This is a genomic window from Nonomuraea sp. B10E15 (assembly GCF_039871615.1).
Taxonomy (GTDB): Bacteria; Actinomycetota; Actinomycetes; order Streptosporangiales; family Streptosporangiaceae; genus Nonomuraea.
Map to the genome: position 1 here is coordinate 109892 of NZ_JBDPMB010000018.1, position 23901 is coordinate 133792.

Genomic DNA, 23901 nt, shown 5'->3' on the forward strand with positions numbered 1-23901 from the left:
GTGCGGATCCTACTGACCGGGCACCAGGGTTACCTGGGCAGCGTGATGGCTCCCGTGCTGTCCGCCGCGGGGCACGACGTCGTCGGCCTCGACTCCGGGCTGTTCGCCGACCGCGTGCTCGGGCCGGCGCCTCATGATCCGCCCGGCTACGCGGTCGACCTGCGGGACGTGAGTGCCGAGATGCTCGACGGCGTCGACGCGGTGGCACACCTCGCCGCGCTGTCGAACGACCCGCTCGGTTCGCTGGCCCCCGAGCTGACCTACGACATCAACCACCACGCCTCCGTGCGGCTGGCCCGGCTGGCCAGGGATGCCGGCGTGCGCAGGTTCGTCTACGCGTCCACCTGCTCGGTCTACGGCGCTTCCGGTGGCGACGACCTGGTGAACGAGGACGCGCCGCTGCGGCCCGTGACGCCGTACGCGGAGTCGAAGGTCAGGGTGGAGGACGACCTGGCCAAGCTGGCGGACGACGACTTCTCGCCGGTGTTCATGCGCAACGCGACGGCGTTCGGGTTCTCGCCCAGGCTGCGGGCCGACATCGTGCTCAACAACCTCGTCGGCCACGCGCTGCTGGCCGGGGTGGTGAAGGTGCTCTCGGACGGTACCCCGTGGCGGCCTCTGGTGCACGCGCTCGACATCGCCGCAGCCTTCGCCGCCGTGCTCGCCGCGCCGCGCGAAGCGGTCCACGCCACGGCCTTCAACGTCGGCACCGAGCGCAACAACCTGCGGGTTTCGCAGATCGCCGAGCACGTGGCCGCCGCGGTGCCCGGCGCACGGCTGCTGGTCACCGGCGAGACCGGCGGCGACCCCCGCTCCTACCGGGTGGACTTCTCCAGGATCAGGGCCGTGCTGCCGGGCTTCGACTGCGCCTGGAGCGTCGAGGCGGGCGCGGCCGAGCTGGCCGCGGCCTACGCCACGCATGGCCTGACCACGCCGGCCTTCGAACGGAGCTTCGCCCGGCTGGCCCGCATCGCGGCCCGCCAGGCCGAAGGCAGCGTCGGCGCCGACCTGAGGCCGGTGGGGCATGTCTGAGCCGCTGATCGGCATCGGCCTGCCGGTCTACAACGGCGAGCCGTACCTCACCAGATCCCTCGACAGCCTCATGGCGCAGAGCGAGACCGACTTCGAGCTGGTCATCGGCGACAACTGCTCCACCGACGGCACCGAGGAGATCTGCCGCGAGCTGGCGCGCAAGGACCCGCGGGTGAAGTACGTCCGCCGCGAGCGCAACATCGGCGTGCTGGGCAACCACAACCGCCTGATCAAGGAGACGCGGGGCGAGTTCTTCTCCTTCGCCTCCTCCGACGACGAATACCACCCCGACCGGCTGGCCAAGCTGGTCGCCGCGCTGCGCGCGGAACCCGGCGCGGTGCTTGCCTTCTCCGCGGCCGAGGAGATCGACGAGGACGGCGACGTGCTGCGCGTCTGGCGTAACTCCATCAGAACCGACCATCCGTCGCCGGTCGTACGCATGCGCGCCAAGCTCGCGGACCCGGAGGAGAACCTCCAGCTCTACGGCCTGATCCGGCGCTCGGCAATGGAGCGGGTGCGTCCGCAGGCGCCCTTCAAGGGCAGCGACCGGGTGACGATCGTCGAGCTGGCCCTCCTGGGGTCGTTCGTGGCGGTGGACGAGCCGCTGCTGCGCCACCGTCAGCACACCCAGCGCATGAGTGAGGTCGTCGACGCGCGCGCCTACCGCATGCGGGAGCAGGGCACCGAGCGCCGCTTCTACCTGCCCAACGTCGAGGAGGGCGTCTTTCTGCTGCGCGGTGTCAACCAGGCGCCGCTGACGCGGGGGGAGCGGGTGCGCGGCTACGCCTCGCTGTGGCCGTGGGTGTGGCGCAACACCATCCCCATGGCACGTAACGTCGCCCACGCCGGACTGGATGTCCTACGGAGGCGGCACTGAAAGACGGGACGCGATGGCGGCAACGGCGGAGCTGGGCGGCAAGTTCAAACGGGGCCTCGCGTTCAGCCTGATCAACACGGTCCTGTCCCGGCTGGTCACCTTCACTCTGGGCATCGTGCTGGCGCGCATCCTGACGCCGGAGGAGTTCGGCATCTACGCCACGGCGCTGCTGGTCCAGCTCTTCCTGATGGTGATCAACGATCTCGGTGTGGGCAACGCGCTGATCCGCCGGGAGGGCGAGGTCAAGCCGATGATCCCGACCGCCTGGACGATGTCCGTGGGCGGCGGGTTGATCTGCACGATCCTGGCCTACTTCGGCTCCGGCACCCTGGCCTGGGCGCTGGGCAGCCCGAACGCCACCGGCGTGCTCCAGCTCATGTCGCTGAACATCCTGATCAACGGCTTCGCCTCGGTGCCCGCCTCGGTGCTGGCCAGGGAGTTCCGCCAGGGCAAACGGCTGAAGGCGGACGCGGCCGGGCTGGTGGTCAACGTCACGCTCACCTTCACCCTGGCCATGACCGGGTTCGGGCCTTGGTCGCTGGCGATCGGGCACGTCACCGCGGGGGCGTTCGTGAACGTGCTGCTGATGGCGTTGTCGGGCTGCTGGCCGGTCTTCGGCTTCGACCGCCGCCACAGCGGCGAGGTGGCGCGCGTCGGGCTGGCCATGGCCGGGTCCTCGGTCCTGCTCATCGCGCTGCAGGGCACCGCCCAGGCGGTCACCGGCCGCTTCCTCGGCGAGGCCGCCATCGGCCTGTTCTTCATCGCCAACAACGTGGCCAACTGGCCGATCCAGATCATCTCCAAGACCCTGGAACGGGTGGCGCTGCCCACCTTCGCCCGTGCTCGCGAGGGTGACGGCGACTTCGGCACCACCGCGGGCACGGTGATCGGCGTGGCGGCCGGGGCCGTGCTCATCTGCGGCACCGGCCTCGCCGTACTGGCCGAGCCGATCGTGCAGGTCGTCTACGGCCACCAGTGGCTGGCCGCGGCCACCATGCTGGCCGGGCTGGCGCTGGCCAACGTCGCCAGGATCGTCGCCGAGCTGGTCTTCCACCTGCTCATCGCGGCCAACTCCATGCTGATCTCGGTGCTGCCGCAGCTCGCCTGGCTGCTGGTGCTGGTGCCCGCCTCGGCGATCGGCGCGCACGTGTGGGGCTTCGAGGGCATCGGGTGGGCGCAGGCGGCCGTGGGCTTCGGCTGGGCCGTTCCCGTGCACCTGTGGTGCGCCCGCAAGGCAGGGGCGCGGCTGGGCGCGCTGCTGCGCACGCTGGTGCTGCCCGTGTCGATCTCGGCGGTGCTGGCGCTGCTGCTGTTGGGGCTGGTGACCGTCGCGCCCAACGAGCTGGTGGCGATGCTGGGCGGTGGCGTGCTGATCGCCGGTGCGCTGTTGCTGGTCTACCGGCAGGTCAAGAGGCTAACCGCCATCGACGCACGGTAGCTCGGGGCCCAGCCAGGTGACCCGGTAGGCCGCGTCGATCCGTACGAGCCGGTTGTCGGCCCAGGCGGAGATGGCCGAGCACGAGCTGTCCACGGGACTGTAGAGCCAGGCGTCCAGGACGACCCGGTTGCCGGTGACGATGTACTTCCACCTGTCGCCGCCCTTGTGCACGCGGATGGTGGAGCTGCCGCCGATGAGCAGGTTGTCCACGACGGTGGCCTCGGGCGAGCCGTCGGAGATGAAGATCGGCGCGGTGACCCCGGAGGCGGGCACCTGGCGCTGGTCGAAGGTGTTGTGGCGGATGACGATGTCGCGGCCGCCCCGGTAGGCCTGGAAGCCGTCGGAGTGCCACTCCTCCTCACCGCACAGCAGCGCGTAGGAGTCCTGGATCAGCACGTTGTCGCCGCCTGTTCCGAACGCGTCGCCGTGGCCGACGACCTTCACCCGGGTGGCTGTGAACTCCGACTCGCTGACACCGGTCCCCGCCTCGCAGGAGTCGGGCCGGCCCACCGTCGAGTCGGTGATGGCGAACGAGCCCTTCCCGCGGGGACCGTTACGGCTGTTGTCGACCCAGCCCTCGATCCAGCTGTCGCGGATCACGACGTCCTCGCCCTCGACGAGCAGGTTGCCGGTGATGTGCAGGCCGTCGATCACCTGGCCGTCCTTGTCGGCGACGAAGTCGCCCTCGGCCTTCTTGAGCTCCTTGCCCGGCGGCACGCCGGTGCACTCGGGAGTCGGATATTCCGGCGGCGGGGGACAGGCCCGCCCCCCGGAGGGCGTGGCCGGGCTGCTGGCAGGCGTGGAGGAAGGGCTGCCGGCGGGGGAGGGGCTGGTGCGCGGCGGGGCGCTGTGCTCGCCGGCGGCGGGCGGCGAGCCTCCGTCGGAGGAACGGCCGGTGCTGTTCACGGCGAGCACGCCCGCGCTCACCACGGCCACGCCCGCGCTCAGCACGGCCACGCCGACGGCCAGGCGTAAGGCCACGCCCGAGCGCCGCTTGCTGGGTGAGGGCATGGGTGATCCGTCCTTCGAGAGGTCAGGTTTCGATTCTCGCCGACGATCCGGCGGCACGCGCGGAGCCGACCGGTTCGCGCTGGTGCCGGAGCAGGGCGCCGCACGCGCCCACCGTGAGGAAGACCAGGCCCGTGATCAACGCGTACGCGAGCATGTCGAAGGTGATCGCCGCGACCGTGGGCACCGACAGGCAGGCGACCAGCGTCATCGCCAGGTCGCGCAGCTCGGGGTCGCCGGTGAGGGAGCGCACCCGCAGGGCCGCGTAGATGCCCGACAGGAAGACCGCCACCAGCGCGAACAGCCCGACGATCCCGTTGTCCAGCAAGGTCATCATGTACTGGTTGTCCAGCCAGCCGTACTTCAGCGGCAGGTTGGTGCCCACGCCGTGGCCCAGCCACGGGTAGCGCTCGATGCGCAGGGAGGTCGGCGCGTAGTCGACCAGACGGCCCTTGATGCTGTTGTCCTGGCTGAAGTTGGAGAACAGCGCGATCAGGGTGCCGACCAGGCCGGGCACCAGGATGCGCATGATGACCAGGAAGACGCCCGCGGCGATGGCCATCCTGACCCGCACCCGCCATGACCAGGAGTAGAACAGCACCAGCCCGGCGACCGCCGCGCCCAGGATGGCCGAGCGGGACAGCGAGAACATGATGCCGCCGCTGATCATGGCGAAGCAGCACCACCACAGCCACTGCCTGGGCTCCTTGCGGCGGTTGGCACGGAAGGCGAAGTAGAGGGCGAGCGGCGCGGTGAAGGCGCACATCACGCCGTACTCGATGGGGTGGCCCGCGGTCCCGGACGGCCGGCGGAAGATGGATCGCTCCAGGATGGTCTCTTCGGTGGAGACCGAGCGCAGCCCCGGCAGGGTCAGGAAGTCGGTGAGGTCGACCCCGAGCCGCGACTGCAGGATGCCGACGAACGACATGAACGTCGCGCCCACCACCATGCACTTGAGAACGAGTTCCACGCCCTTGCGGGTGCGCAGCCCGTCCACTGCCGCCAGGCCGGCGGCGATGACCGAGAAGAGCGTGATGAGCGTGCGGTCGGTGGCCTTGAGCTCGTCGGCCGGCAGACCGGAGTAGGTGGCCGCGCCGTAGGTCAGCAGTTGCGTGATGGCGTAGCAGAACAGGACGGTACGCACGACGTTGCGCCCCTTGGCCACGCCGAGGGTGTCCACCTGCTGGGCGCAGAACCACAGGACGCCGATGCCGAGACCGAAGAGCATCGTCGGTGCCAGGTCGAGCGGGATGCCCTGTAGCACCAGCTTGGCCGGCAGGGCGCACAGCACCAGCACGTACGTGCACAGCAGCACCGTCGCGTCCTTGAGCGGGCGCCCGGAGTCCGCCGTGACCGGTGGAAGGACCGTCGTAGTCACGGCTTCAGTCGGTCACGCGAGGGATGTCCGTCAGGGTGTCATCGTCGGCCGGGCCGGTGAGCTCCTTCGACGGGATGGCGGGGACGGCGCCGTTGTACTGCTTGACCTGCTCGGCCTGCTCATCCGGCTGCGGCTCGGGCTCGGGTGGTGCTTCCTGCTCGGGCACGGCTCGCGCCTCCTGGCGGCGGCGTCGCTGGTTGAGGTAGCTCTCGGTGCCGTAGACGGCCAGCAGACTGGCCGCCAGTCCGACGCCGAGGGCGGCGCCGGCGGCGCGCAGCTTGAGATTGTTCTGACCGATCGGCGTCGTGGGCTCGATGATCGGCGTCATCACGATGTAGGTGGCGGGGATCGAGGGCGCCAGCCTGCGCTGGTGCTTGAGCAGGTCGAGCCTGGTGCGGACAATGGCGTCGGTCACCATCCGCCTGGCACGCTCCGGCGAGGTGCTGGTGGCCTTCACGGCGATGAAGGGCCCTTCCAGTTCGCCGCTGGTGACCGAGAGGCTGTCGTCGGAGTCCGGGTCGACGAGAGTGTCGGCGACCTCGGGCGTGTTCATCGCCTGGATCAGGAAGGTCGACGTGATCCTGAGGCCCTCGTCGAACGCCAGCAGTGGGTTGGCGTAGGCGTTCTCCGCAGGGTTGCTGGCCACCTGCGAACCGCCCGTCGGGACGGTGAGGATCAATAAGCCCTCGGAGTCGTAGTACGTCGGGTAGGTGATGAAGATCGCTCCCGTGACGCCGAGGGCGGCCAGGAACATGGGCACGGTGACGTACCACCGCCGCACCATGACCTGCAGGGTCTTCCAGAGATCCACGACATTAACCCCTCAGCGACATGTCCCGGCGCACGGTGATTCTCGCCCAGTCCAGATCGAGATACAAGTCCGCGAAAACACCCACAGCCTGCCGTGAATTTCCAGCTTCTGCGATGTCCGAAATCGGACAGTTTATTCGTGTAACGAGCTCTGGAACGTGCCCGATATTGGTGCGGATAAGTGCGTCTTTGGGGGAGCGATTGTCATACGCCCAGCTGCTCGCGCAGCTCAGCCCAGCTTCCTGCCCGGGTGTCGCGAGGGCTGAGCGTGGTGACGGGGAGTGGCCAGGTGATCGCCAGTTCGGGATCGTCGAACCTGACCGACAGGTCCTCGGCGGGATCGTGTTCGCGGTTGATTCGGTAACACGTGTCGGCCTCTTCCGTCAGCACCTGGAAACCATGCATAAAGCCCGGTGGCACGTAAAGGCAGGCGAAACTGACATCGTCCAGCAGGTACGCGGCCGAGCGCCCGAAAGTCGGCGAACCCGGCCGGGCGTCCACGATCACGTCATGCACCGCGCCGCGCGCGCACCGTACCAGCTTGGCCTCGCCCGGCCCGCTCCTGCCGTGCAGCCCGCGCACCGTCCCGAGCTTGGAACGCGACTGGCTGTCCTGCACGAAGGAGTGCGGCTCCAGGCCCGCCCCGGCGGCCACGGTCGCGTCGAAGGTGCGGGTGAAGAAGCCTCGCTCGTCACGGTGGGGGGTGGGCACGAACAGCAGCACGCCGTCCAGTTCGCCACGTCTGATCTCCATGAGCGCATGATGTCCAAAGGAGACACCGTGATCCAGTGCCGGTTCTGCCGCTCCGCCTCCGGCCGCGTCGTCCTCGACCTCGGACCGCAACCGGCCTGCGACCTGTTCCCGCCGGCCACCGATCAGGGACCGGATCCGGTTCACCCGCTGCGCATGTGGGCGTGCGCCGCCTGCGGCCTGGCCCAGCTCGCCGAGGACCCGGCCGGCGCGGAGGAGCCGCGCGGAGCCGAGCCGGCCGCCCTGGTCGAGCAGGCCCGCGACGCGGTCTCCCGGATACGCCTGGCCGGCTGGCTGGACGGGGTGCGCACGGTCGCCGAGTTCGGCAGCCCGCACGGCGGTTCCTGGCTGGGACTGGTGGACCTCACCCCGGTGGACGGCCCAGGCGCGATGGAGGGCGGGGCAGACCTGGTCATCGACTGCTTCGGGCTGATGCACGAGCCCGACCAGGCCGCGGGGCTGGCCGCCCGCGCCGAGTGCCTGGCCCCGGGCGGTGTGCTGCTGCTGCAGTTCCACAGCCTCGCCGCGATCCTGCGCGGCGGCCAGTGGAACGCTCTGCGGCACGGCCACCACGCGTACTACTCCACCCCGGTGCTGGCCGCCATGCTGCGCCAGGCCGGGCTGGTCGCGCGCAGCGCCTTCCGCTTCGACCTGTACGGCGGGACCGTGCTGCTGGCCGCCACCCGCGACGGTGAGCCGGACGAGTCGGTCACCACCCTGATCGAGGAGGAGGTGGCGGCAGGCGTCACCGACCCCGCGGTGCTGGAGCGCCTGGGACAGGACGCCACGCGCGGCGCCGAGAAGCTGCGTGCCCTGCTGGCCGAGCAGAGCGGCCCGGTCATCGGGTACGGCGCGGCCTCCCGGGCCGTCGCGCTGCTGTGCCGCGCGGGCGCGCACGCCGGCCGGCTGCCCGCGGTGGTCGACGCCTCGCCGGCCAAGCAGGGCCGCCGCATGCCCGGGACGGACATCCCGATCGCCGGCCCGGAGCGCCTGGCCGGGGCGGGTCAGGTCCTGCTCTTCCTGCCCGACCTGCTCCCGGAGGTCCGCGCGAGCTACCCGGACGTCTCCGGCTGGATCGTGGTCCCGTGACCGGCCTCAGCGTGGTGATCGCCGCGCACGACGAGGAGCGTGTGCTCGGTCGCTGCCTGGACGCGCTGCTGCCGCAGGGCGAGCCGGAGGTGGTCGTGGTCGCCAACGGTTGCGCCGATCGCACCGCCGAGATGGCGCGCGAGCGCGGCGTGAAGGTGATCGAGCTGCCCGCGCCGGGCAAGGTCGCCGCCCTGCGCGCCGGAGACGCCGCCTGCGCCGCGTTCCCCCGCCTCTACCTGGACGCCGACGTGGTGCTCGCGCCGGGCTCTGTGGCGGCGATGCTGGCCTGCCTGGCCGGGACGGGCTTGTCCGCCTGCGCGCCGGAGCCCGAGCTGGACCTGGCCGGCGTTTCGCGGGTGGCGGCCGGTTTCCACCGCGCCCACGAGCGGCTCATGGCGGGCCGCCGCGGGCTGGCGGGCACGGGCGCCTATCTGCTGACCGAGGCCGGCCACGCCCGCGTGTGGCCGATGCCGGACGTGCTGTCCGACGACGGCTGGGCGCACCGCTCGTTCGCTCCGGCCGAGCGGGCCACCGCGGGCCGGTCGCTGGTACGCCCGGCCCGCACCGTCGCCGCCGTGGTGCGCCGCAGGGCCCGCGTACGGCAGGGCAACCGGCAGCTCGACCGGCTGGGCCGTACCGAAACCAGGCTGGGCGGTGCGGACCTGGTGACACTCGTGCGGCGGCGGGAGGTGGCGGTGTGCGACGCCGCATGCTTCGTCGCGGTGCTCGTCGCGGAGCGGCTGGCCGGGCCGCGAGCCGGTGGCGGCTGGGCTTCGGATCGTTCCAGTCGTGAGTAACGTCGCGGCAATTTCGCCGAAATAGGTGGAGAAGGAAGGTCTTCATGGGGGACGAGAGGGTTCCTATGCAGGATGTGACATTCGCCTTTCAGCGGGCCGAGCTCATGGCCCACGCCGAGCGGTTTCGCGAGCAGTTCGCCACGGCCGAGCCGTTCCCCCACGTCGTGATCGACGACTTCCTGCCACCCTCGGCCCTGGAGCCGGTGCTGGAGGAGTTCCCCGAGCCGCGTGGCGTCACCTGGCAGGAGTTCGACAGCGCCAGGGAGATCAAGCTGGCGCTGTCGGACACCGAGTTGATGGGGCCCGTGACGCGGAATCTGCTCCACGAGTTCAACGGCCAGGTGTTCGTGGACTTCCTGGAGGCGCTGACCGGCATCACCGGCCTCATCCCCGACCCGCACTTCGACGGCGGCGGGCTGCACCAGAGCCGCGCCGGCGGCTACCTGAAGGTGCACGCCGACTTCAACAAGACCAAGCGCCTCAACCTGCACCGCCGGCTCAACGGCATCCTCTACCTGAACCGGGACTGGTCGCCCGAGTGGGGCGGCGACCTGGAGTTATGGGACAGCGACATGACCGCGTGCGTCAAGCGCGTGGCCCCGCTCTTCAACCGTTTCCTGATCTTCGCGACCACCGACAACGCCAACCACGGCCTGCCCGACCCGATCACCTGCCCGCCCGACCGCGCCCGCCGCTCGATGGCGCTGTACTACTACACCAACGGCCGCCCCCAGGAGGAGTTCAGCGGCGAGCACAGCACGCTGTTCCGCCAGCGGCCCGGTGAGGACTTCAAGGGCACCTTCCGGCAGAGGCTCAAGCGCTGGGTGCCGCCCGCGCTGGCCGATCTGTTCTCCCGGCGCGGCGCATAGTGGCGGGCGAGCACGTCCTCATCGTTGTGCAGAACCTTCCGGTTCCCCTGGACCGCCGGGTCTGGCTGGAGTGCCGGGCGCTGAAGGCGGCCGGCTACGAGGTCTCGGTGATCTGCCCCCAGGGCCCCGGCGACCCGGCCTACGACGTGCTGGAGCGCGTGCACCTGTACAAGTACGCGCCGCCGCGCCAGGCCGCCGGTCCGGTCGGTTACGCCTGGGAGTTCGTGTACTGCTGGATCCGCACGGCGCTGCTGTCACTCAAGGTACGGCGCCGCCGCAGGTTCCACGCGCTGCAGGCGTGCAACCCGCCGGACACGTACTGGGCGCTGGCGCGGCTGTGGCGGCCCTTCGGCGTGCGCTTCGTCTTCGACCACCACGATCTCAATCCCGAGGTGTTCCGTTCCCGCTTCGGCGAGCCGGCCTCCCTGGCCGGGCGGTCGCAGCTCAAGGCGCTGCTGTGGCTGGAGCGCCGGACCTTCCGCGCCGCCCACCGGGTGATCTCCACCAACACCTCCTACCAGAACATCGCGGTCGGGCGCGGCGGCGTGCCGCGGGAACTGTCCACCGTGGTCAGGTCCGGCCCCGACACCACTGTGATGCGGCCAGGCCAGCCGGTGCCCGAGCTGCGCCGCGGCCGGAAGCACCTGCTGGTCTGGCTGGGCATCATGGGCCCGCAGGACGGCGTGGACGTCGTGCTGCGCATCGCCGAGCAGGTGATTCACCGGTACGGCCGCACGGACGTGGGCTTCGCCCTGCTCGGCTTCGGCGACTGCCTGGAGGACCTCAAGCGCCTGGCGAGCGAGCTGAGGCTCGACGAGCACGTCGAGTTCACCGGACGGGTGGGACCGGAGGAGATCGCCCGCTACTTCTCCACCGCCACCGCCGGGCTCTCGCCCGACCCCTTCAGCCCGCTCAACGACGTCTCCACGATGAACAAGACCATGGAGTACATGGCCTTCGGCCTGCCGGTGGTGGCCTACCGGCTCACCGAGACGGCCGTGACCGCAGGGGAGTGCGCCGTCTACGCCGACCCCGACGACCTGGACGGCTTCGTCAAGGAGCTGATCGCGTTGCTGGACGACCCGCCGCGCCGCGCGACCCTGGGCGCGGCGGGACGCCACCGCGCCGAGACCGTGCTGGACTGGCGCCGGCAGGCCGAGGCCTACGTGGCGGTCTACGACTCGATCTTGCGCAACCAGACCTCGCGCCAGTAGGGATAGATGGAGCGCGGGCAGTGCCGGTGGTAGACGGCCTGGCAGATGACGTTCTCCAGGATCAGGCAGTCCTTCAGCTTGATCATGCGGCCGGTGGGCTCGTCGATGATGCGCTCGACGCGGCGCAGCACGCGGGCCCGCTTGCCGCAGTAGAGCAGCATCTCGGCGTCGAAGACCATGCCCCGGTTCTTGTTGTCGGGCCGCAGCGTCTTGACGATCTCCTCCTTGCTCTTGACCTCGACCAGGTCGCCGGGCCGCAGGCCGAGCGGTTCGGCGGGCGGTGTCGGGCCGGTGGCCGTGCCGCGCAGGAACGGCCACTCCTCGCCGCCCCTGATGCGCAGCCGACGCGGCAGCCGTAGCGTACGCCGCTGGAAGATGTTGAACGCCAGCACGGCCAGGCCGCGCAGCACGGTCAGCAGCCGCTCGTTGCGCGTACGCACGTCGTGGACGTACTGGCTCCAGTCGTAGGGCCCCAGCCCGCCCTCGGAGGCGTTCAGCAGCTCGGTGGCCTGGCAGCGGTGAAGCGGCTCGCCGTCCTCCGCCGTGCCCCGCACGGTGTCCTTCTCCAGCGTCTCCAGCGCGGCGCCCCCGCCCTCAGGCGGCCTCGGCCCGCCCTCCAGCCACTCCTCGCGGAAGAACAGCAGGCACCCGGCCTGGCAGCCGCCGTGCGCGCTGCCATCGCAGCGGGCGCCGACCAGGTGCACCGTGTTCTGCATGCGCCGCCTGGTGCCGGTCTGCTGGATCGTGTCGCAGGTCTTGTCCGCTCGCTTGTACACCCGCATTTCCTGGCCGGCGTAGGCCAGCATCTCCGGCATGAACGGTAGCCCGCCCAGTCTGCCGTTCTCGTCCAGGGAGGCGAGGATCTCCTCCTTGCCGCGCACCCGCACGATGTCCCCTGCGCGCACTTGCGCGACGTCCCCCGCGCGAAGCTGCTTGTTCAACGTCCCCTCCTGAGCACCTTCTTGGCTGTCGCGATCAGTGCGTTCCTGGCCTTGCGTACCGGGCTGGCGGTGACCTCGCCCTCGCAGACCAGGATCTGCCCGGTCATCGCCCGGCGTTTGTACTCGTCCTCGCCGCGCCCCAGGTCGATGCGTGCCACGCCCATGTGGGGCGCGGCCGCGATCAGCTCGCGCAGCAGGATCCAGCCGGGCGACAGGCGCGCGTGCGCCGGGTCGTAGACGGGAAACCACCAGTGCAGCACCCCGCCAGAGCGCAGCCCGAAATGCGCCGCCAGCAGGTGCGGCCCGGCGTGCACGGCCGACAGGACCCCGGCGAACTCCGGATCGCGGGCGGCCAGCAGCTTGTGCAGCATGTCGGCCCGCCTGGGATCGGTGAAGTAGTCACGGGCTCCGGTGGCCGTGTACTGGGCCCGCTTGAGCTCGATCACCCTGTCGAGCAGCGCGTGATCGAGCGCGTCCGCGGTGAGGACCACCTCGCCCAGCTCCCGCCCCGCCTTGCGGGCCCGGCGCCTGGCCTGCGCCAGGTTGTCCTTGGCGGTACGCGAGGCCCGGCCGAGGTAGCCGTCCAGGCCGCCGGTGACCTCCAGGAAGGGCGAAGGGCGGCGGCGCCTGACCCATCGGTCGAAGTCCGGCTGCTCCAGCAGGTGGTCGAAGGCCAGGCCGCGCACCCGTGCCGCCCGGACGAACTCCAGGGCGGGGAAGGCGGTGCCCGGTGCCCGGATCGGCGCCTGGAAGTCGGCGGCCGGCCAGCCCGCCGGCCTGGCGATCGAACCGTCGCGCTGGAAGGGCAGCAGCGCCAGCACCTCGGGGTCGCCGTGCACCGCGACCTGGATCTCGCGCCCGCTCGCGTGGACTGCGGCGGCGAAATCGGGGTGGAAGTAAGGGCTGTCCAGCGCCGGATCGGTGGCCCTGAGCCGGTGCCAGGCGGCCAGCTCGTCCGGCGTGAGGGCGTCGAAGGCGACGATGCGCACGTCAGCCCCCCGGAAGCTTCCGCAGCCGGCGCGCTGGCCGCACCAGGGCCACCAGCGCGGCGCGAGCCGTACGCTGACCGCGCAGCGCCCTGACCGCCTCGCCCAGCAGCACCGCGGCGAAGTAGGCGGCGCCGCGCACTGGACCGTTCCGGTCGCGGAACAACCTGACCCGGTTGACCGCGATCAGCGCGGCCAGCATCGGGCTGGTGTCGGACTCGCCGCCGATGTGCTCGAAGACCGCCTCGGGCTCGTACCACAGGCTCCAGCCCAGGTCGGCGGCTCGTAGCGCGTACTCGGTCTCCTCGCTGTAGAGCAGGAAGGACTCCTCCCACGGACCGGCCGCCCGCACCAGCGGGGTGGCCACGAGCATGGCCGCACCGGTGGCCCAGGCCGCCGGGCAGGGCCGCTCGTAGGCCGCAGGGTCGGTGACCAACTCGCCCAGCCGGCTCGACCGCCCGGCCAGGGTGCCGCCGAGCACGGCCTGCGCCAGCGCCCGCGTGACAGTGGGCGCGCGGCGCAGCGAGGGCTGCAAGGAGCCGTCCGAGTTGACCAGCTTCGGTACGGCGATGCCGCATCCGGGACGGTCCAGCGCGCGCGCCAGCACGGGCAGCGACCCCGGCGCCAGGCGGCAGTCCGGGTTGAGCACCAGCACGGCGTCGACCGCGCCGAGGTCGAGCGTCGCGACCGCCGCGTTGATCGCCGCCGCGTAACCGGCATTGCGCCCGAGTTGCACGATCCGGCACCCGGCCGCCTCGGCCACCCGGACGGACTCGTCGCGGGAGGCGTTGTCGGCGACCACCACCCCGGCCAGGTCGCGGGGGAGCGAGCTGAGGCAGTCCTTCAGCACCTCGGCGCTGTTGTAGCTGACGATGACGGCCGCTATGCGCGTCATCAGCGGAGACGCTTGATCGTCCGCGAGACCAGTTTCCTGGCCCGCATCCCGGGTGACCGGCTGTCCTCCAGCAGGGCGGTGGCCCAGCCGGGACCGATGTCGCGGTGGAGGCTGGTGCGCGGCTGGAGCCAGGCGCCGGCACGGGCCCGGCCGCCGTCACTGGTGTAGGCGAGGCTGACACCCGCCCGGCGTAACCTGGCCAGCACGTGCCGGTCATAGGAGCCGAACGGGATGGCCACCCTGCCGACCGGCTCCCCACACAGCTCGCTGAGCACCTCGGGGGCCCGCGCCAGCTCCTCGGCCTCCTGCCCGGGCGCGAGCCGCCGCCAGTCGCGGTGGGCCCAGCCGTGCGAGCCGATACGCATGCCCTGCTGCACCAGTTCCCGCACGCCGTCGGCGTCCAGCCTGGCCCGCTCGCCTAGCCGGCCGGCCAGCACGAAGAACTCCGCGCGGAGCCCCCGCTCCAGCAGGGCCGGCAGACCGATCTCCAGGTCGGAGTCGTTGCCGTCGTCGAAGGTGAGCCTGACGTCCGGCCGGTCCTTCACCTCATCGAGGACCTGCTCGAACTGTTCGACACTGACCCACGTCACGTCCTCGCCGGGGTCGAGTTCCCGGAGTGGTTCGCCGATGCCGTGGACAGTCAGGTTGAGGACCGAACGGGTCAATGTCCCCCGACCTCTCTAGTGGCAGCCGTCCCGATCAATATCGTTCCAAAGCGCCGTACTTGTTACATCTCGCAGTGGCCGGTTCCGGCCGTTCCAGAGCTGTTGCCACGGCCTTTGAGCACGTCTAAGGTGACGTGGGTTCCGGCGTAGGGCGGGGATGCATGGAGCAGCGGGCACGTGACCTGGTCGCGGAGGCCGACAATGCGGCCCCGGCACGATTACCGTCCCTGACGGGTCTGCGCTGGCTGGCCGCCTTCGGCGTGTTCGGCTTCCACATCCTGGCCAACCAGACGATGACCAGCGATCCCGGGTTCGTCCACGGGATGGGTGTGCTGTTCGGCGCCGGCGCCTCAGGGGTCTCGCTGTTCTTCGTGCTGTCCGGGCTGGTGCTCACCTGGTCGGCCCGCCCCGGTGACCGCCCTGTGCGCTTCTGGCGCAGGCGGGCCGCGCGGGTGCTGCCCGACCACGTGGTGACCTGGCTCTGCGTGCTGGCCATGCTGGCGCTGGTCGGGCGCGAGCTGTCGGCGGGACCCGCGCTGGCCGGGCTCGTCCTGGTGCAGCCGTGGGTGCCCGACGAGGGCTACTACTTCGCCGTCAACACCCCGGCCTGGTCGCTGGCCTGCGAGGCGTTCTTCTACGCCGTCTTCCCCTGGCTGGTCGCCCTGGTACGCGCGGTGCCCGCGCGGCGCTGGTGGCTGCTCGCCGTGGGACTGGTGGCCGGCGTCTGGGCGGTGTCCGCTCTGGCGACGCTCATGCCGGAGCCGCGCGCCTACTGGTTCGTCACGATCTTCCCGGTGACCCGGCTGCTGGAGTTCACGCTCGGGATCTGCCTGGCGCTGATGATCCGGAACGGGCGTTGGCGCGGGCCCGGGGTGGGCGTCTCGGCGGGCCTCGTGGCCGTGGCCTATCTCGCCGCCGGGCTCGTTCCCGAGCCCTGGGGCTGGGTGGCCTGGATGGCGGGCCCGCTGGCACTGCTCGTCGCCGCGCTCGCCGCCGCCGACGCACGGCGCGGGCGCGGCCTGCTGGGGCATCCCTGGCTGATCCGGCTCGGTGAGATCTCCTTCGCCTTCTACCTGGTGCACCAGCCGGTGATCCGGCTGGGCACCAAGCTTCTGGGTCACGACCTGAACGCGGTGGCGGTGGTCGCCGTGTCGGCCGGCATGTTGGTGGTGAGCGTCGGCCTAGCGTGGCTGCTGTTCAGGTTCGTCGAGCGGCCCATGGAACGCCGGCTGCGTCCTGTGGAGGGCGGGCGCGTGGAGCGCCACTTGAGGCACTAGCCGGCCCGCGTACCATCGCAGGGTCCGCGCCAGCCCCTCCGCCAGCGGCGTGGCCGCCCGCCAGCCGAGCACCTCCTCCGCCGGTCGCACGTCGGCGAGGTGGGCGCGGTCACGTGCCCGGTCGGCGATCGCTCCGTAGACGGGTGCCACGGACGTCCCAGCCAGCCGGTGGAGCAGGTCCACGGTGGCCCGGATGGAGGTGCCCGTGCCGCTGCCCACGTCCAGGGCCTGGCCGTCGGCCGCGCCGCTCAGCGCAGCGGCCACCAGCGCGTCGACGACGTCGTCGACGAAGACCCAGTCGACCAGGCGGGTGCCGCTGCCCACCTGCGGTGACCGGCCCTGCAGGAGCTCGGTGGCCACGTACGGCACGAGCTTGCTCAGGTCCTCCTGGCCGGGGCCGTACACCATGGCGATGCGCAGGACCGTCACCGGGACGTTCCACAGATGGTGGAAGAGCATGGCGTAGCCGGTGGCGGCGGCCTTGGCGGCGGAATAAGGGGAGTGCGGGGCGACCGAGCCGGCGTGCGGCTCCTCGACCGAACCGGCGAACACCAGCCTGGCCGGCGTGCGCGTGGCGGCGGCCAGGAGGTTGACCGCGGTCAGCAGGTTGCCGCCCAGTGTCTCGGAGACCATCGCGACCTCGCGCCTGCCGCTGACCTCCCCGGCCAGGTGGAAGACCACCTGAGGGCGGATCGCCCGCATCAGGGCGGCGGTCGCCTCTTCCTCGCGCAGGTCGCACTGGTGCCAGATCTCGCCGTGCAGGGAAGCCCGCGGCCCCCGGCTGACGGCGTGGACCTCGACCGACAACCCCCGGAGGCGGCGGGTCACGTGGGCGCCGATGAAACCGGAAGCTCCGGTGATCAGAACGCGGTGCATGCTCTCTCCTAAGTGTCGACTTCAGAATGATCACGAGGAAAGAGCGGTCCGGGCGGTGCCCGGGGGGAATGTAAGCCGGGTGGGCCTGGATCAGGGTCAGGATCGGGCCTGGCCCGTTGCCGTTCCCGGCGATGGCGCGCGCGGGGTCTGCGAAGGGAGCGGCGGCGCAGCGCCCGAGAGCGGGCGGGAGCGGGCCGGCGCGTGGCTGTCGGGTTACGCCGGGGCGCGCTCGACGAGAGGGCGGGGCGAGGGCTGCGCGACAGCGGGCACAGCCGCTCGTCGCCCTGCTCGACCGGCAGGTGCTCGCCGGTCAGGTGCTCGACCGCCGACGGCGGTGGATGGGTGCTCGCGGACGGCTCGGTGGGCGCCGCGAGCACGAGTAATATCAGGACCAGCCAGTGCAGGACCACCAGGCCATTGTCACGGCTGGCCCGCCGGGTGTCTCCGTCTTGGAGCGATCCAGCAGAGCCGTCGATCTGTCGCCCCGGGATGGTGATCCCTATCATCGGGTAATGGTCCCGTTACAAGAGCATGCCGGGTTCGCCGAATCCGAGCGGCTGCAGAGCCGCCTGCACGAGCTCGTCCCTGGAGGGGCGCACACCTACGCCCGCGGCAGCGACCAATATCCAGAGGGCATGGCACCGGTGCTCGTGCGCGGCTCGGGCGCCAGGGTCTGGGACGCCGACGGCAACCGCTACGTCGAATACGGCATGGGCCTGCGCGCGGTCACGCTGGGTCACGCGTACGAGCCCGTGCTGGCCGCGGTGCGCGCCGCGCTCGAGGACGGGCTGAGCTTCAGCAGGCCGACCGACCTGGAGGTGTCGGCGGCCGAGGACTTCCTCCGCCACGTGCCGGGCGCCGAGATGGTGAAGTTCGCCAAGAACAGCTCGGACGCGACCTCGGCCGCGGTCCGGCTGGCCAGGGCGGCGACCGGACGAGACCTGGTGGCCATCGGCGACCAGCCTTTCTACTCGACGGCCGACTGGTTCATCGGGACGGTGGCGATGAACGCCGGCGTGCCCGCGGCCGTACGCGAGCTGACCGTGCGCTTCCCCTTCAACGACCTCCACTCGCTGCGGGCGCTCTTCGAGCGGCACGACCGGCAGGTGGCGTGCGTGGTCATCGAGCCGGCGACCGCGACCGCCGAGCCGGCGCCCGGCTACCTGGAAAGCGTGCGTGCGCTCTGCGAGGAGCAGGGCACGGTGCTCGTGTTCGACGAGACGATCACCGGGTTCCGCTGGGCCATGGGGGGCGCGCAGACGTTCTACGGCGTCACGCCCGACCTGTCGTGCTGGGGCAAGGGCATGGGCAACGGCTTTCCCATCTCCGCCCTCGCCGGCCGTCGGGAGCTGATGGAGCTCGGCGGCCTGCGTACCGACCGGCCGCGCGTCTTCCTGCTGTCGACCACGCACGGGCCCGAGCGGGTCTCTCTGGCGGCCTTCCGCGCGGTCGTGCGCGCGTATGAGGAGGGCGACCCCATCGCGATCATGGAGCAGCGCGGCCGCGCGCTCGCCGAGGGGGTCAACGCGGCGGCGGCCGAACTCGGCCTGGGGGACCACGTCGCCGCCGTCGGCCGGCCGTCGTGCCTGGTGTTCACCACGGCCGATCACGAAGGGCGGCCGTCACAGGCCCATCGCACGCTGTTCATCCAGGAACTGCTCAGGCGCGGGGTGCTGGGGCAGTCCTTCGTCATCTCGGCCGCGCACACGGCCGGCGACGTGGCCCACACCGTCGAGGCCGTACGCGAGGCTCTGGCGGTGTACGCCAAGGCGCTCGAAGCACGCGGTGTCACAGGGCTGCTGAACGGGCGCCCGGTCGCGCCCGCGCTCCGCGGCCTGGCGGAGCCGCGCCGGCTGCGTTGACGGGGGAGCTCCCGCGTGACCGCGGCGGCTCCCCCGCGAACGTCAGCCGATGCGCCAGGTGTCGCCACCCAGCAGCAGCTCGCTCAGGTCGCCGGTCCCCGTGCGGGCCGCGGCCTCGTCGAGCTGCTCGGCCATGAGAGTGTCGTAGGCCGGGCGGGCGACCTGCCGGAAGATGCCGATCGGCACGTGCTCGAACGCCGGCTCGTCGAGCCTGCTGAGCGCGAAGGCCACCGACGGGTCGGGGTTGTGCGCGTCGTGCACGAGGATCTGGTCGTCGCTCACGCTGTCGCGGGCCACCACCTCGATGCCCCCGCTCGTGGCGCGTACGACGGCCTTCGAGGCGCTCGCGATGGGCTGGCCGTGTTCCAGCCGCACCGTGATGTCGTCGCGGACCTCGGGGTCCTTGAGCTGCTCGAAGGCGTTGTCGTTGAAGATGTTGCAGTTCTGGTAGATCTCCACCAGCGACGTGCCGTGGTGCGCGGTCGCCTCGCGCAACACCGACTGCAGGTGCTTGCGGTCGGAGTCGATGGTCCTGGCCACGAAGGACGCCTCGGCGCCGATGGCCAGCGAGATCGGGTTGAACGGCTTGTCGAGCGACCCCATCGGCGTCGACTTGGTGATCTTGCCGACCTCGCTCGTGGGGGAGTACTGGCCCTTGGTCAGACCGTAGATCCGGTTGTTGAACAGCAGGATGTTGAGGTTGACGTTGCGGCGCAGCGCGTGGATCAGGTGGTTGCCGCCGATCGAGAGAGCGTCGCCGTCACCGGTGATCACCCACACCGACAGGTCGGGACGCGAGGCGGCCAGCCCGGTCGCGATCGCCGGCGCCCGGCCGTGGATGGAGTGGAACCCGTAGGTGTTGAGGTAGTACGGGAACCGCGACGAGCACCCGATGCCGGAGACGAACACGATGTTCTCGCGCTTGAGCCCCAGCTCGGGCAGGAAGCTCTGCACGGCGGCCAGGATCGCGTAGTCGCCGCAGCCCGGGCACCAGCGCACCTCCTGGTCGGACTTGAAGTCCTTCAGGGTCTGCTTCACGTCGGTCTTGGGAACGAGCGAGAGCCCCTTCCCATTGACTAGCTCAGTCACTGTCGATCACGTCCTGGATGACTCCGGCCAGCTCCTCCGCCTTGAACGGGAGCCCGCGCACGCGGTTGTAGCTGATCACGTCGACGAGGTAGCGGGCCCGCAGCAGCAGGGCCAGCTGGCCCAGGTTGATCTCGGGCAGCAGCACCTTGTCGTAGCGCTTGAGGATCTCGCCGGTGTTGGCGGGCAGCGGGTTGAGGTGGCGCAGGTGGGTCTGGGCGACCTTGCCGCCGCCCTTCCTGATGCGCCGCACGGCGGCGGCGATCGGGCCGTACGTCGAGCCCCACCCGATGACGAGCACCCTGGCGTCGCCGTCGGGGTCGTCGAGCTCGAGGTCGGGCACGTCGATGCCGGCGACCTTGGCGGCCCGGGTGCGGACCATCAGGTCGTGGTTGGCGGGGTCGTAGGAGATGTTGCCGGTGCCGTCGGCCTTCTCGATGCCGCCGATGCGGTGTTCGAGGCCGGGGGTGCCGGGGATGGCCCACGGGCGGGCGAGGGTCTCGGTGTCACGCTTGAAGGGCAGGAACGTGCCGTCCTCGCTGTTCGGAGCGGTCGTGAATTCCTGCGATATGTCCGGCAGATCGGAAATTTCGGGCAGGCGCCAGGGCTCCGAGCCGTTGGCCAGATAGCCGTCCGACAACAACATGACCGGCGTGCGATATTTGACGGCGATCCTGGCCGCCTCGATGGCCGCGTCGAAGCAGTCGCTCGGCGACATCGGCGCCACCACCGGCACCGGCGACTCGCCGTTGCGGCCGAACAGGGCCATCAGCAGGTCGGTCTGCTCGGTCTTGGTCGGCATGCCGGTGCTCGGCCCCGCGCGCTGCACGTCGACGACGATCAGCGGCAGCTCGGTGGTGACCGCCAGGCCGACGGTCTCGGCCTTCAGCGCCACGCCGGGACCCGACGTGGTGGTCACGCCCAGCGACCCGCCGAACGCGGCCCCGAGCGCCGCGCCGACACCGGCGATCTCGTCCTCGGCCTGGAAGGTGCGGATCCCGAACCGCTTGTGCTTGGACAACTCGTGCAGGATGTCGCTCGCCGGGGTGATCGGATAGGACCCCAGGAAGAGCGGCAACTTCGACTGCACGCTGGCGGCGATCAGACCGTAGGCGAGCGCCTGGTTGCCGGAGATGTTGCGATAGACGCCCGGAGCCAGCCGCGCGGGCTTGACCTCGTAGCTCACCGAGAAGCCCTCGGTCGTCTCGCCGTAGTTCCAGCCCGCCTGGAAGGCGGCGATGTTGGCCTTGGCGATGTCGGGCTTCTTCGCGAACTTCTGCTCGAGGAACTTGACGGTGTGCTCGGTCGGCCGGTGGTAGAGCCAGGACAGCAGGCCGAGGGCGAACATGTTCTTCGACCGCTCGGCGTCCTTCTTCGACAGGTCGAAGTCTTCGAGAGCCTTGACGGTCAGCGAGGTCAGCGGGACCGCGTGCACGCGCCACTCGCTCAGGGAGTCGTCCTCGAGCGGGCTGGCGGCGTAGCCGACCTTCTGCAAGTTGCGCTTGGTGAACTCGTCGGTGTTCGCGATGATGTCGGCGCCCCTGGGCAGGTCGCCGAGGTTGGCCTTGAGCGCGGCAGGGTTCATCGCCACGAGCACGTTCGGCGCGTCGCCGGGCGTGAGGATGTCGTGGTCGGCGAAGTGCAACTGGAAGCTCGAGACGCCGGGCAGCGTGCCCGCGGGCGCGCGGATCTCGGCGGGGAAGTTGGGCAGGGTCGACAGGTCGTTGCCGAACTCCGCCGTGCCCGCCGTGAAACGGTCGCCGGTGAGCTGCATGCCGTCGCCGGAGTCTCCGGCGAATCTGATGATCACGCGGTCGAGTTGCTGGACCTGCTTCGTCACAGCTCAGTCCTCCTCGACGCGCCAAGGCGCGGTTGATGTAGGCGCGTTCTCTGTTTCCATGCTAGATCCTCGGAAGGTCACGCGTTTGCGGGCCGCGAAAGCGGGTAACGCGGCCGGGGTCAGGGTGAGGCGGGAGAACGACGACACAGCCCGGACGCGAGCCTGCAGAGGTCCACATGCAGGCGGGCGAACAGGACGGTTCGGGTCACGTGCGCCAACTATACGTCCCCCTACACGCGCACTATGTCTGGGGCTGCTCGCTCCCAGACGTGTACATGCGTCCGGCCTGCATCCCCGCAGTGCCGTACAACTCGGGAACGGTGACAAAGCTGTAACCCTTCCCGCGCAACCTTTCGAGGATGTCCGGAACGGCATCGACGGTTTCCCGATGGATGTCGTGCATGAGAATGATCGCACCTGGATGCGCCTCGCGCACCGCTCGTTCGACGATGTCGGCAGATTTCCCGCCCTCGTGGTCGTGGGTGTCGACGTCCCAGGTGACCAGTGACATGCCCTGCTCGGCCGCGACGGCGCGCAACTCCGGGCCCACGGCCCCGTACGGCGGTCGCACGAGCGTCGGCGTGCGCCCGGTCGCGACGGAGATCGCGTTCCCGGCCTCCCTCAGCGAGTCGGCGATCTTGCTGGTGGTCACGTCGGCAAGGTTCCTGTGCGTCCAGCCGTGGTTCCCGACCAGGTGACCCTCGGCGCTCATCCGCAACACCAGGCCGGGGTCGGCGGCGGCGTTCGCGCCGAGCGGGAAGAACGTCGCCCGCGCCCGGCCGTCCTGGAGCCGGTCGAGCAGCGCCCCGGTGTAGGGACCGGGACCGTCGTCGAACGTCAGCGCCACGCACTTGGTCTCGGCGCAGTCGGTGGTCACGGCCAGGTTCCTGACGGCCTCGGTGTTGTTCGCGGGGTGGCCCGTGGGCGGAGGGCCGTTCAGGTCCTCCGCGGCCCTCCGCGCCGCCGCCCTGACGCCGTCCTGCGCCCGCGCCCCCAGGCCGGACAGCAGCGGCGTGACGTCGTCAGCCGGCACGGCCACCGCCACCCGGCCCAGCCGGCACGGCCCGGCCTGGCAGTCGTCGAACTCGACGACCAAGTCCCCGTCGCGGTTGAAGGCCATCGAGTCGAACCGGTCGGCGTCCGCGATGATCCCGCCCGCCACGATCTGCGACCCGCGCTCCTGGATCAGGCGCCGCTTGACCAGCACGCCCAGCCTGCGCAGCGCGTCATCGCCCGCGAGCAGGCCGGAGGAGCGGACCGCCCTGCCGTCGTGCGGGTCGAACCAGTACGTCCGCGTGGAGTGTTGCCAGCCCGCCTTCAGCTTCTCGCCGGTGCGCATCCGCACGGCGATCGCCCCGGGGGAGGTGGCGGCGAGCTGCCAGTTCACGTTCAGCTCGGACCGGGTGCCGGCCGCCCTCGTCCTCGCGCGCTCGCGGAAGGCGCGCAGTTGCGCCCGTGCCCGCTCGCGCAGCGTCCGGTTGAGCGCGGGAGCCTCGTCCAGCTCGGGGTAGGTGATGTGCGCGTATGTGCCGTCGGCGGAGTCGCTGTCGGTGAGCGTTCTGGTGGACAGTCCGACCACGGTCGTGGGGTCGACAAAGTCGATCGACGTCGGCTCTGCCGGGACCACGATGTCCCTGTCGGGTGCGGTGGCGGCCACGCCGCAACCGGACACCGAGAGGGCCAGCAGAGCGATTCCTGAAGAGAATCGCTTTTTGCGCATGCATGTCAGGGTATGGGGGCGATCTTCTGGTTTACCCTGATTTGGGATGATCAGGTCCTGACTTTTGACCATCTCCCGGTTTGCGTCTCCCCTGAGTTACCATCCCGTCATGGACGGCTATTTCGGGTCGTACGTGCTCGTCGCCGCGCTGCTCGCCATCGGCGTCGCCATCGTGGCCGGCGCCCTGCTCGCCAACCGCCTGCTCCGCCCGTCCAGGCCCACGCCCGACAAGCTGACCACGTACGAGTGCGGGGTCGACCCGGTGGGCGAGGGCTGGGCGCAGTCCCAGGTCCGCTACTACGTCTTCACGTACCTCTACGTGGTGTTCGCGGTGGACGCCGTCTTCCTGTTCCCCTGGGCGACCGTCTTCGACGCCCCCGGCTACGGGCTGACCACGCTCGTCGAGATGTTCGTGTTCCTCGGGTTCATCGCCCTCGGCATCGTCTACGCCTGGCGCAAGCGCGTACTCACCTGGACGTGAGGGTGTGGCA

22 protein-coding genes are annotated in these 23901 nt (G+C 70.7%); 10 read left to right on the plus strand and 12 right to left on the minus strand.

Going from position 1 to position 23901, the window contains the following annotated elements; translation table 11 throughout:
• Genes ABGB14_RS36450 through ABGB14_RS36460 form a run of 3 tightly spaced genes read left to right on the plus strand, consistent with a single transcriptional unit; the run spans position 1 to position 3347 of the window.
• On the plus strand, positions 1-1032 hold the full coding sequence (locus tag ABGB14_RS36450) for an SDR family oxidoreductase (protein WP_347648400.1): 1032 nt from the start codon (positions 1-3) through the stop codon (positions 1030-1032).
• Positions 1025-1909: a glycosyltransferase gene (locus ABGB14_RS36455; protein ID WP_347648401.1), complete on the plus strand. Its 885-nt coding sequence runs from the start codon at positions 1025-1027 to the stop codon at positions 1907-1909. The genes ABGB14_RS36450 and ABGB14_RS36455 overlap by 8 nt, the downstream gene beginning before the upstream one ends.
• A 13-nt stretch (positions 1910-1922) precedes the next feature.
• A complete protein-coding gene (locus ABGB14_RS36460; RefSeq protein WP_347648402.1) occupies positions 1923-3347 on the plus strand; it encodes an oligosaccharide flippase family protein in 1425 nt (474 codons plus the stop codon).
• On the opposite strand, the gene ABGB14_RS36465 is transcribed toward ABGB14_RS36460, so the two are convergent.
• The 4 genes from ABGB14_RS36465 to rfbC form a co-directional block, all read right to left on the minus strand.
• Entirely contained in the window at positions 3324-4358 is a 1035-nt protein-coding gene (locus ABGB14_RS36465) for a hypothetical protein (RefSeq protein ID WP_347648403.1), read from the minus strand. The genes ABGB14_RS36460 and ABGB14_RS36465 overlap by 24 nt on opposite strands.
• A 22-nt stretch (positions 4359-4380) precedes the next feature.
• Positions 4381-5733, minus strand: coding sequence for an O-antigen ligase family protein (locus tag ABGB14_RS36470; protein WP_347648404.1), 1353 nt, complete (start codon positions 5731-5733; stop codon positions 4381-4383).
• Between the two features lie 4 nt (positions 5734-5737).
• Positions 5738-6544, minus strand: a complete 807-nt coding sequence (locus ABGB14_RS36475) for a hypothetical protein (protein ID WP_347648405.1) — start codon at positions 6542-6544, stop codon at positions 5738-5740.
• A 203-nt stretch (positions 6545-6747) separates the two neighbouring features.
• Positions 6748-7296, minus strand: a complete 549-nt coding sequence (gene rfbC / locus ABGB14_RS36480) for a dTDP-4-dehydrorhamnose 3,5-epimerase (protein WP_347648406.1) — start codon at positions 7294-7296, stop codon at positions 6748-6750.
• 27 nt (positions 7297-7323) lie between these two features.
• Between rfbC and ABGB14_RS36485 the strand changes: the two genes are divergently transcribed.
• The 4 genes from ABGB14_RS36485 (at position 7324) to ABGB14_RS36500 (ending at position 11262) form a co-directional block, all read left to right on the plus strand.
• Complete coding sequence (locus tag ABGB14_RS36485) at positions 7324-8382, plus strand: class I SAM-dependent methyltransferase (RefSeq protein WP_347648407.1); 1059 nt, start codon at positions 7324-7326, stop codon at positions 8380-8382.
• Complete coding sequence (locus ABGB14_RS36490) at positions 8379-9179, plus strand: glycosyltransferase family A protein (RefSeq protein WP_347648408.1); 801 nt, start codon at positions 8379-8381, stop codon at positions 9177-9179. Before ABGB14_RS36485 ends, ABGB14_RS36490 begins: the two co-directional genes overlap by 4 nt.
• Before the next feature lie 65 nt (positions 9180-9244).
• The gene (locus tag ABGB14_RS36495; protein WP_347648409.1) at positions 9245-10048 is read left to right on the plus strand and encodes a 2OG-Fe(II) oxygenase; all 804 of its coding nucleotides are present in this window, start codon (positions 9245-9247) and stop codon (positions 10046-10048) included.
• 26 nt (positions 10049-10074) lie between these two features.
• Positions 10075-11262 carry a glycosyltransferase family 4 protein gene (locus ABGB14_RS36500; protein WP_347648410.1) on the plus strand — a complete coding sequence of 396 codons (1188 nt, stop codon included), beginning with the start codon at positions 10075-10077 and terminating at the stop codon, positions 11260-11262.
• Here the strand turns inward: ABGB14_RS36500 and ABGB14_RS36505 are convergent.
• From ABGB14_RS36505 to ABGB14_RS36520, 4 genes are read right to left on the minus strand one after another with little or no spacing between them, the layout of a single operon-like run.
• Positions 11223-12203 carry a hypothetical protein gene (locus ABGB14_RS36505; protein ID WP_347648411.1) on the minus strand — a complete coding sequence of 327 codons (981 nt, stop codon included), beginning with the start codon at positions 12201-12203 and terminating at the stop codon, positions 11223-11225. The two genes, ABGB14_RS36500 and ABGB14_RS36505, sit on opposite strands and share 40 nt — an antisense overlap.
• Entirely contained in the window at positions 12200-13192 is a 993-nt protein-coding gene (locus ABGB14_RS36510; RefSeq protein ID WP_347648412.1) for a GNAT family N-acetyltransferase, read from the minus strand. The genes ABGB14_RS36505 and ABGB14_RS36510 overlap by 4 nt, the downstream gene beginning before the upstream one ends.
• Position 13193: 1 nt before the next feature.
• Complete coding sequence (locus ABGB14_RS36515) at positions 13194-14084, minus strand: glycosyltransferase family 2 protein (RefSeq protein ID WP_347648413.1); 891 nt, start codon at positions 14082-14084, stop codon at positions 13194-13196.
• Positions 14084-14749, minus strand: coding sequence for a polysaccharide deacetylase family protein (locus tag ABGB14_RS36520; RefSeq protein WP_347648414.1), 666 nt, complete (start codon positions 14747-14749; stop codon positions 14084-14086). Before ABGB14_RS36520 ends, ABGB14_RS36515 begins: the two co-directional genes overlap by 1 nt.
• Before the next feature lie 161 nt (positions 14750-14910).
• Between ABGB14_RS36520 and ABGB14_RS36525 the strand changes: the two genes are divergently transcribed.
• Positions 14911-16026, plus strand: coding sequence for an acyltransferase (locus tag ABGB14_RS36525; RefSeq protein WP_347648415.1), 1116 nt, complete (start codon positions 14911-14913; stop codon positions 16024-16026).
• Here the strand turns inward: ABGB14_RS36525 and ABGB14_RS36530 are convergent.
• Positions 15931-16902, minus strand: a complete 972-nt coding sequence (locus ABGB14_RS36530) for an NAD(P)-dependent oxidoreductase (protein WP_347648416.1) — start codon at positions 16900-16902, stop codon at positions 15931-15933. The two genes, ABGB14_RS36525 and ABGB14_RS36530, sit on opposite strands and share 96 nt — an antisense overlap.
• A 512-nt stretch (positions 16903-17414) precedes the next feature.
• On the opposite strand from ABGB14_RS36530, the gene ABGB14_RS36535 reads away from it, so the two are divergent.
• Positions 17415-18764 carry a glutamate-1-semialdehyde 2,1-aminomutase gene (locus tag ABGB14_RS36535; RefSeq protein ID WP_347648417.1) on the plus strand — a complete coding sequence of 450 codons (1350 nt, stop codon included), beginning with the start codon at positions 17415-17417 and terminating at the stop codon, positions 18762-18764.
• Positions 18765-18806: 42 nt separating this feature from the next.
• On the opposite strand, the gene ABGB14_RS36540 is transcribed toward ABGB14_RS36535, so the two are convergent.
• From ABGB14_RS36540 to ABGB14_RS36550, 3 genes are all read right to left on the minus strand, one after another.
• On the minus strand, positions 18807-19853 hold the full coding sequence (locus ABGB14_RS36540; protein ID WP_347648418.1) for a 2-oxoacid:ferredoxin oxidoreductase subunit beta: 1047 nt from the start codon (positions 19851-19853) through the stop codon (positions 18807-18809).
• Positions 19846-21690, minus strand: coding sequence for a 2-oxoacid:acceptor oxidoreductase subunit alpha (locus ABGB14_RS36545; RefSeq protein WP_347648419.1), 1845 nt, complete (start codon positions 21688-21690; stop codon positions 19846-19848). Before ABGB14_RS36545 ends, ABGB14_RS36540 begins: the two co-directional genes overlap by 8 nt.
• 241 nt (positions 21691-21931) lie before the next feature.
• On the minus strand, positions 21932-23410 hold the full coding sequence (locus ABGB14_RS36550; protein ID WP_347648420.1) for a polysaccharide deacetylase family protein: 1479 nt from the start codon (positions 23408-23410) through the stop codon (positions 21932-21934).
• 109 nt (positions 23411-23519) lie between these two features.
• Here ABGB14_RS36550 and ndhC point away from each other — a divergent pair, with 109 nt between their 5' ends.
• Entirely contained in the window at positions 23520-23891 is a 372-nt protein-coding gene (gene ndhC, locus ABGB14_RS36555; protein ID WP_347648421.1) for an NADH-quinone oxidoreductase subunit A, read from the plus strand.
• The last annotated feature ends 10 nt before the right edge of the window (positions 23892-23901 follow it).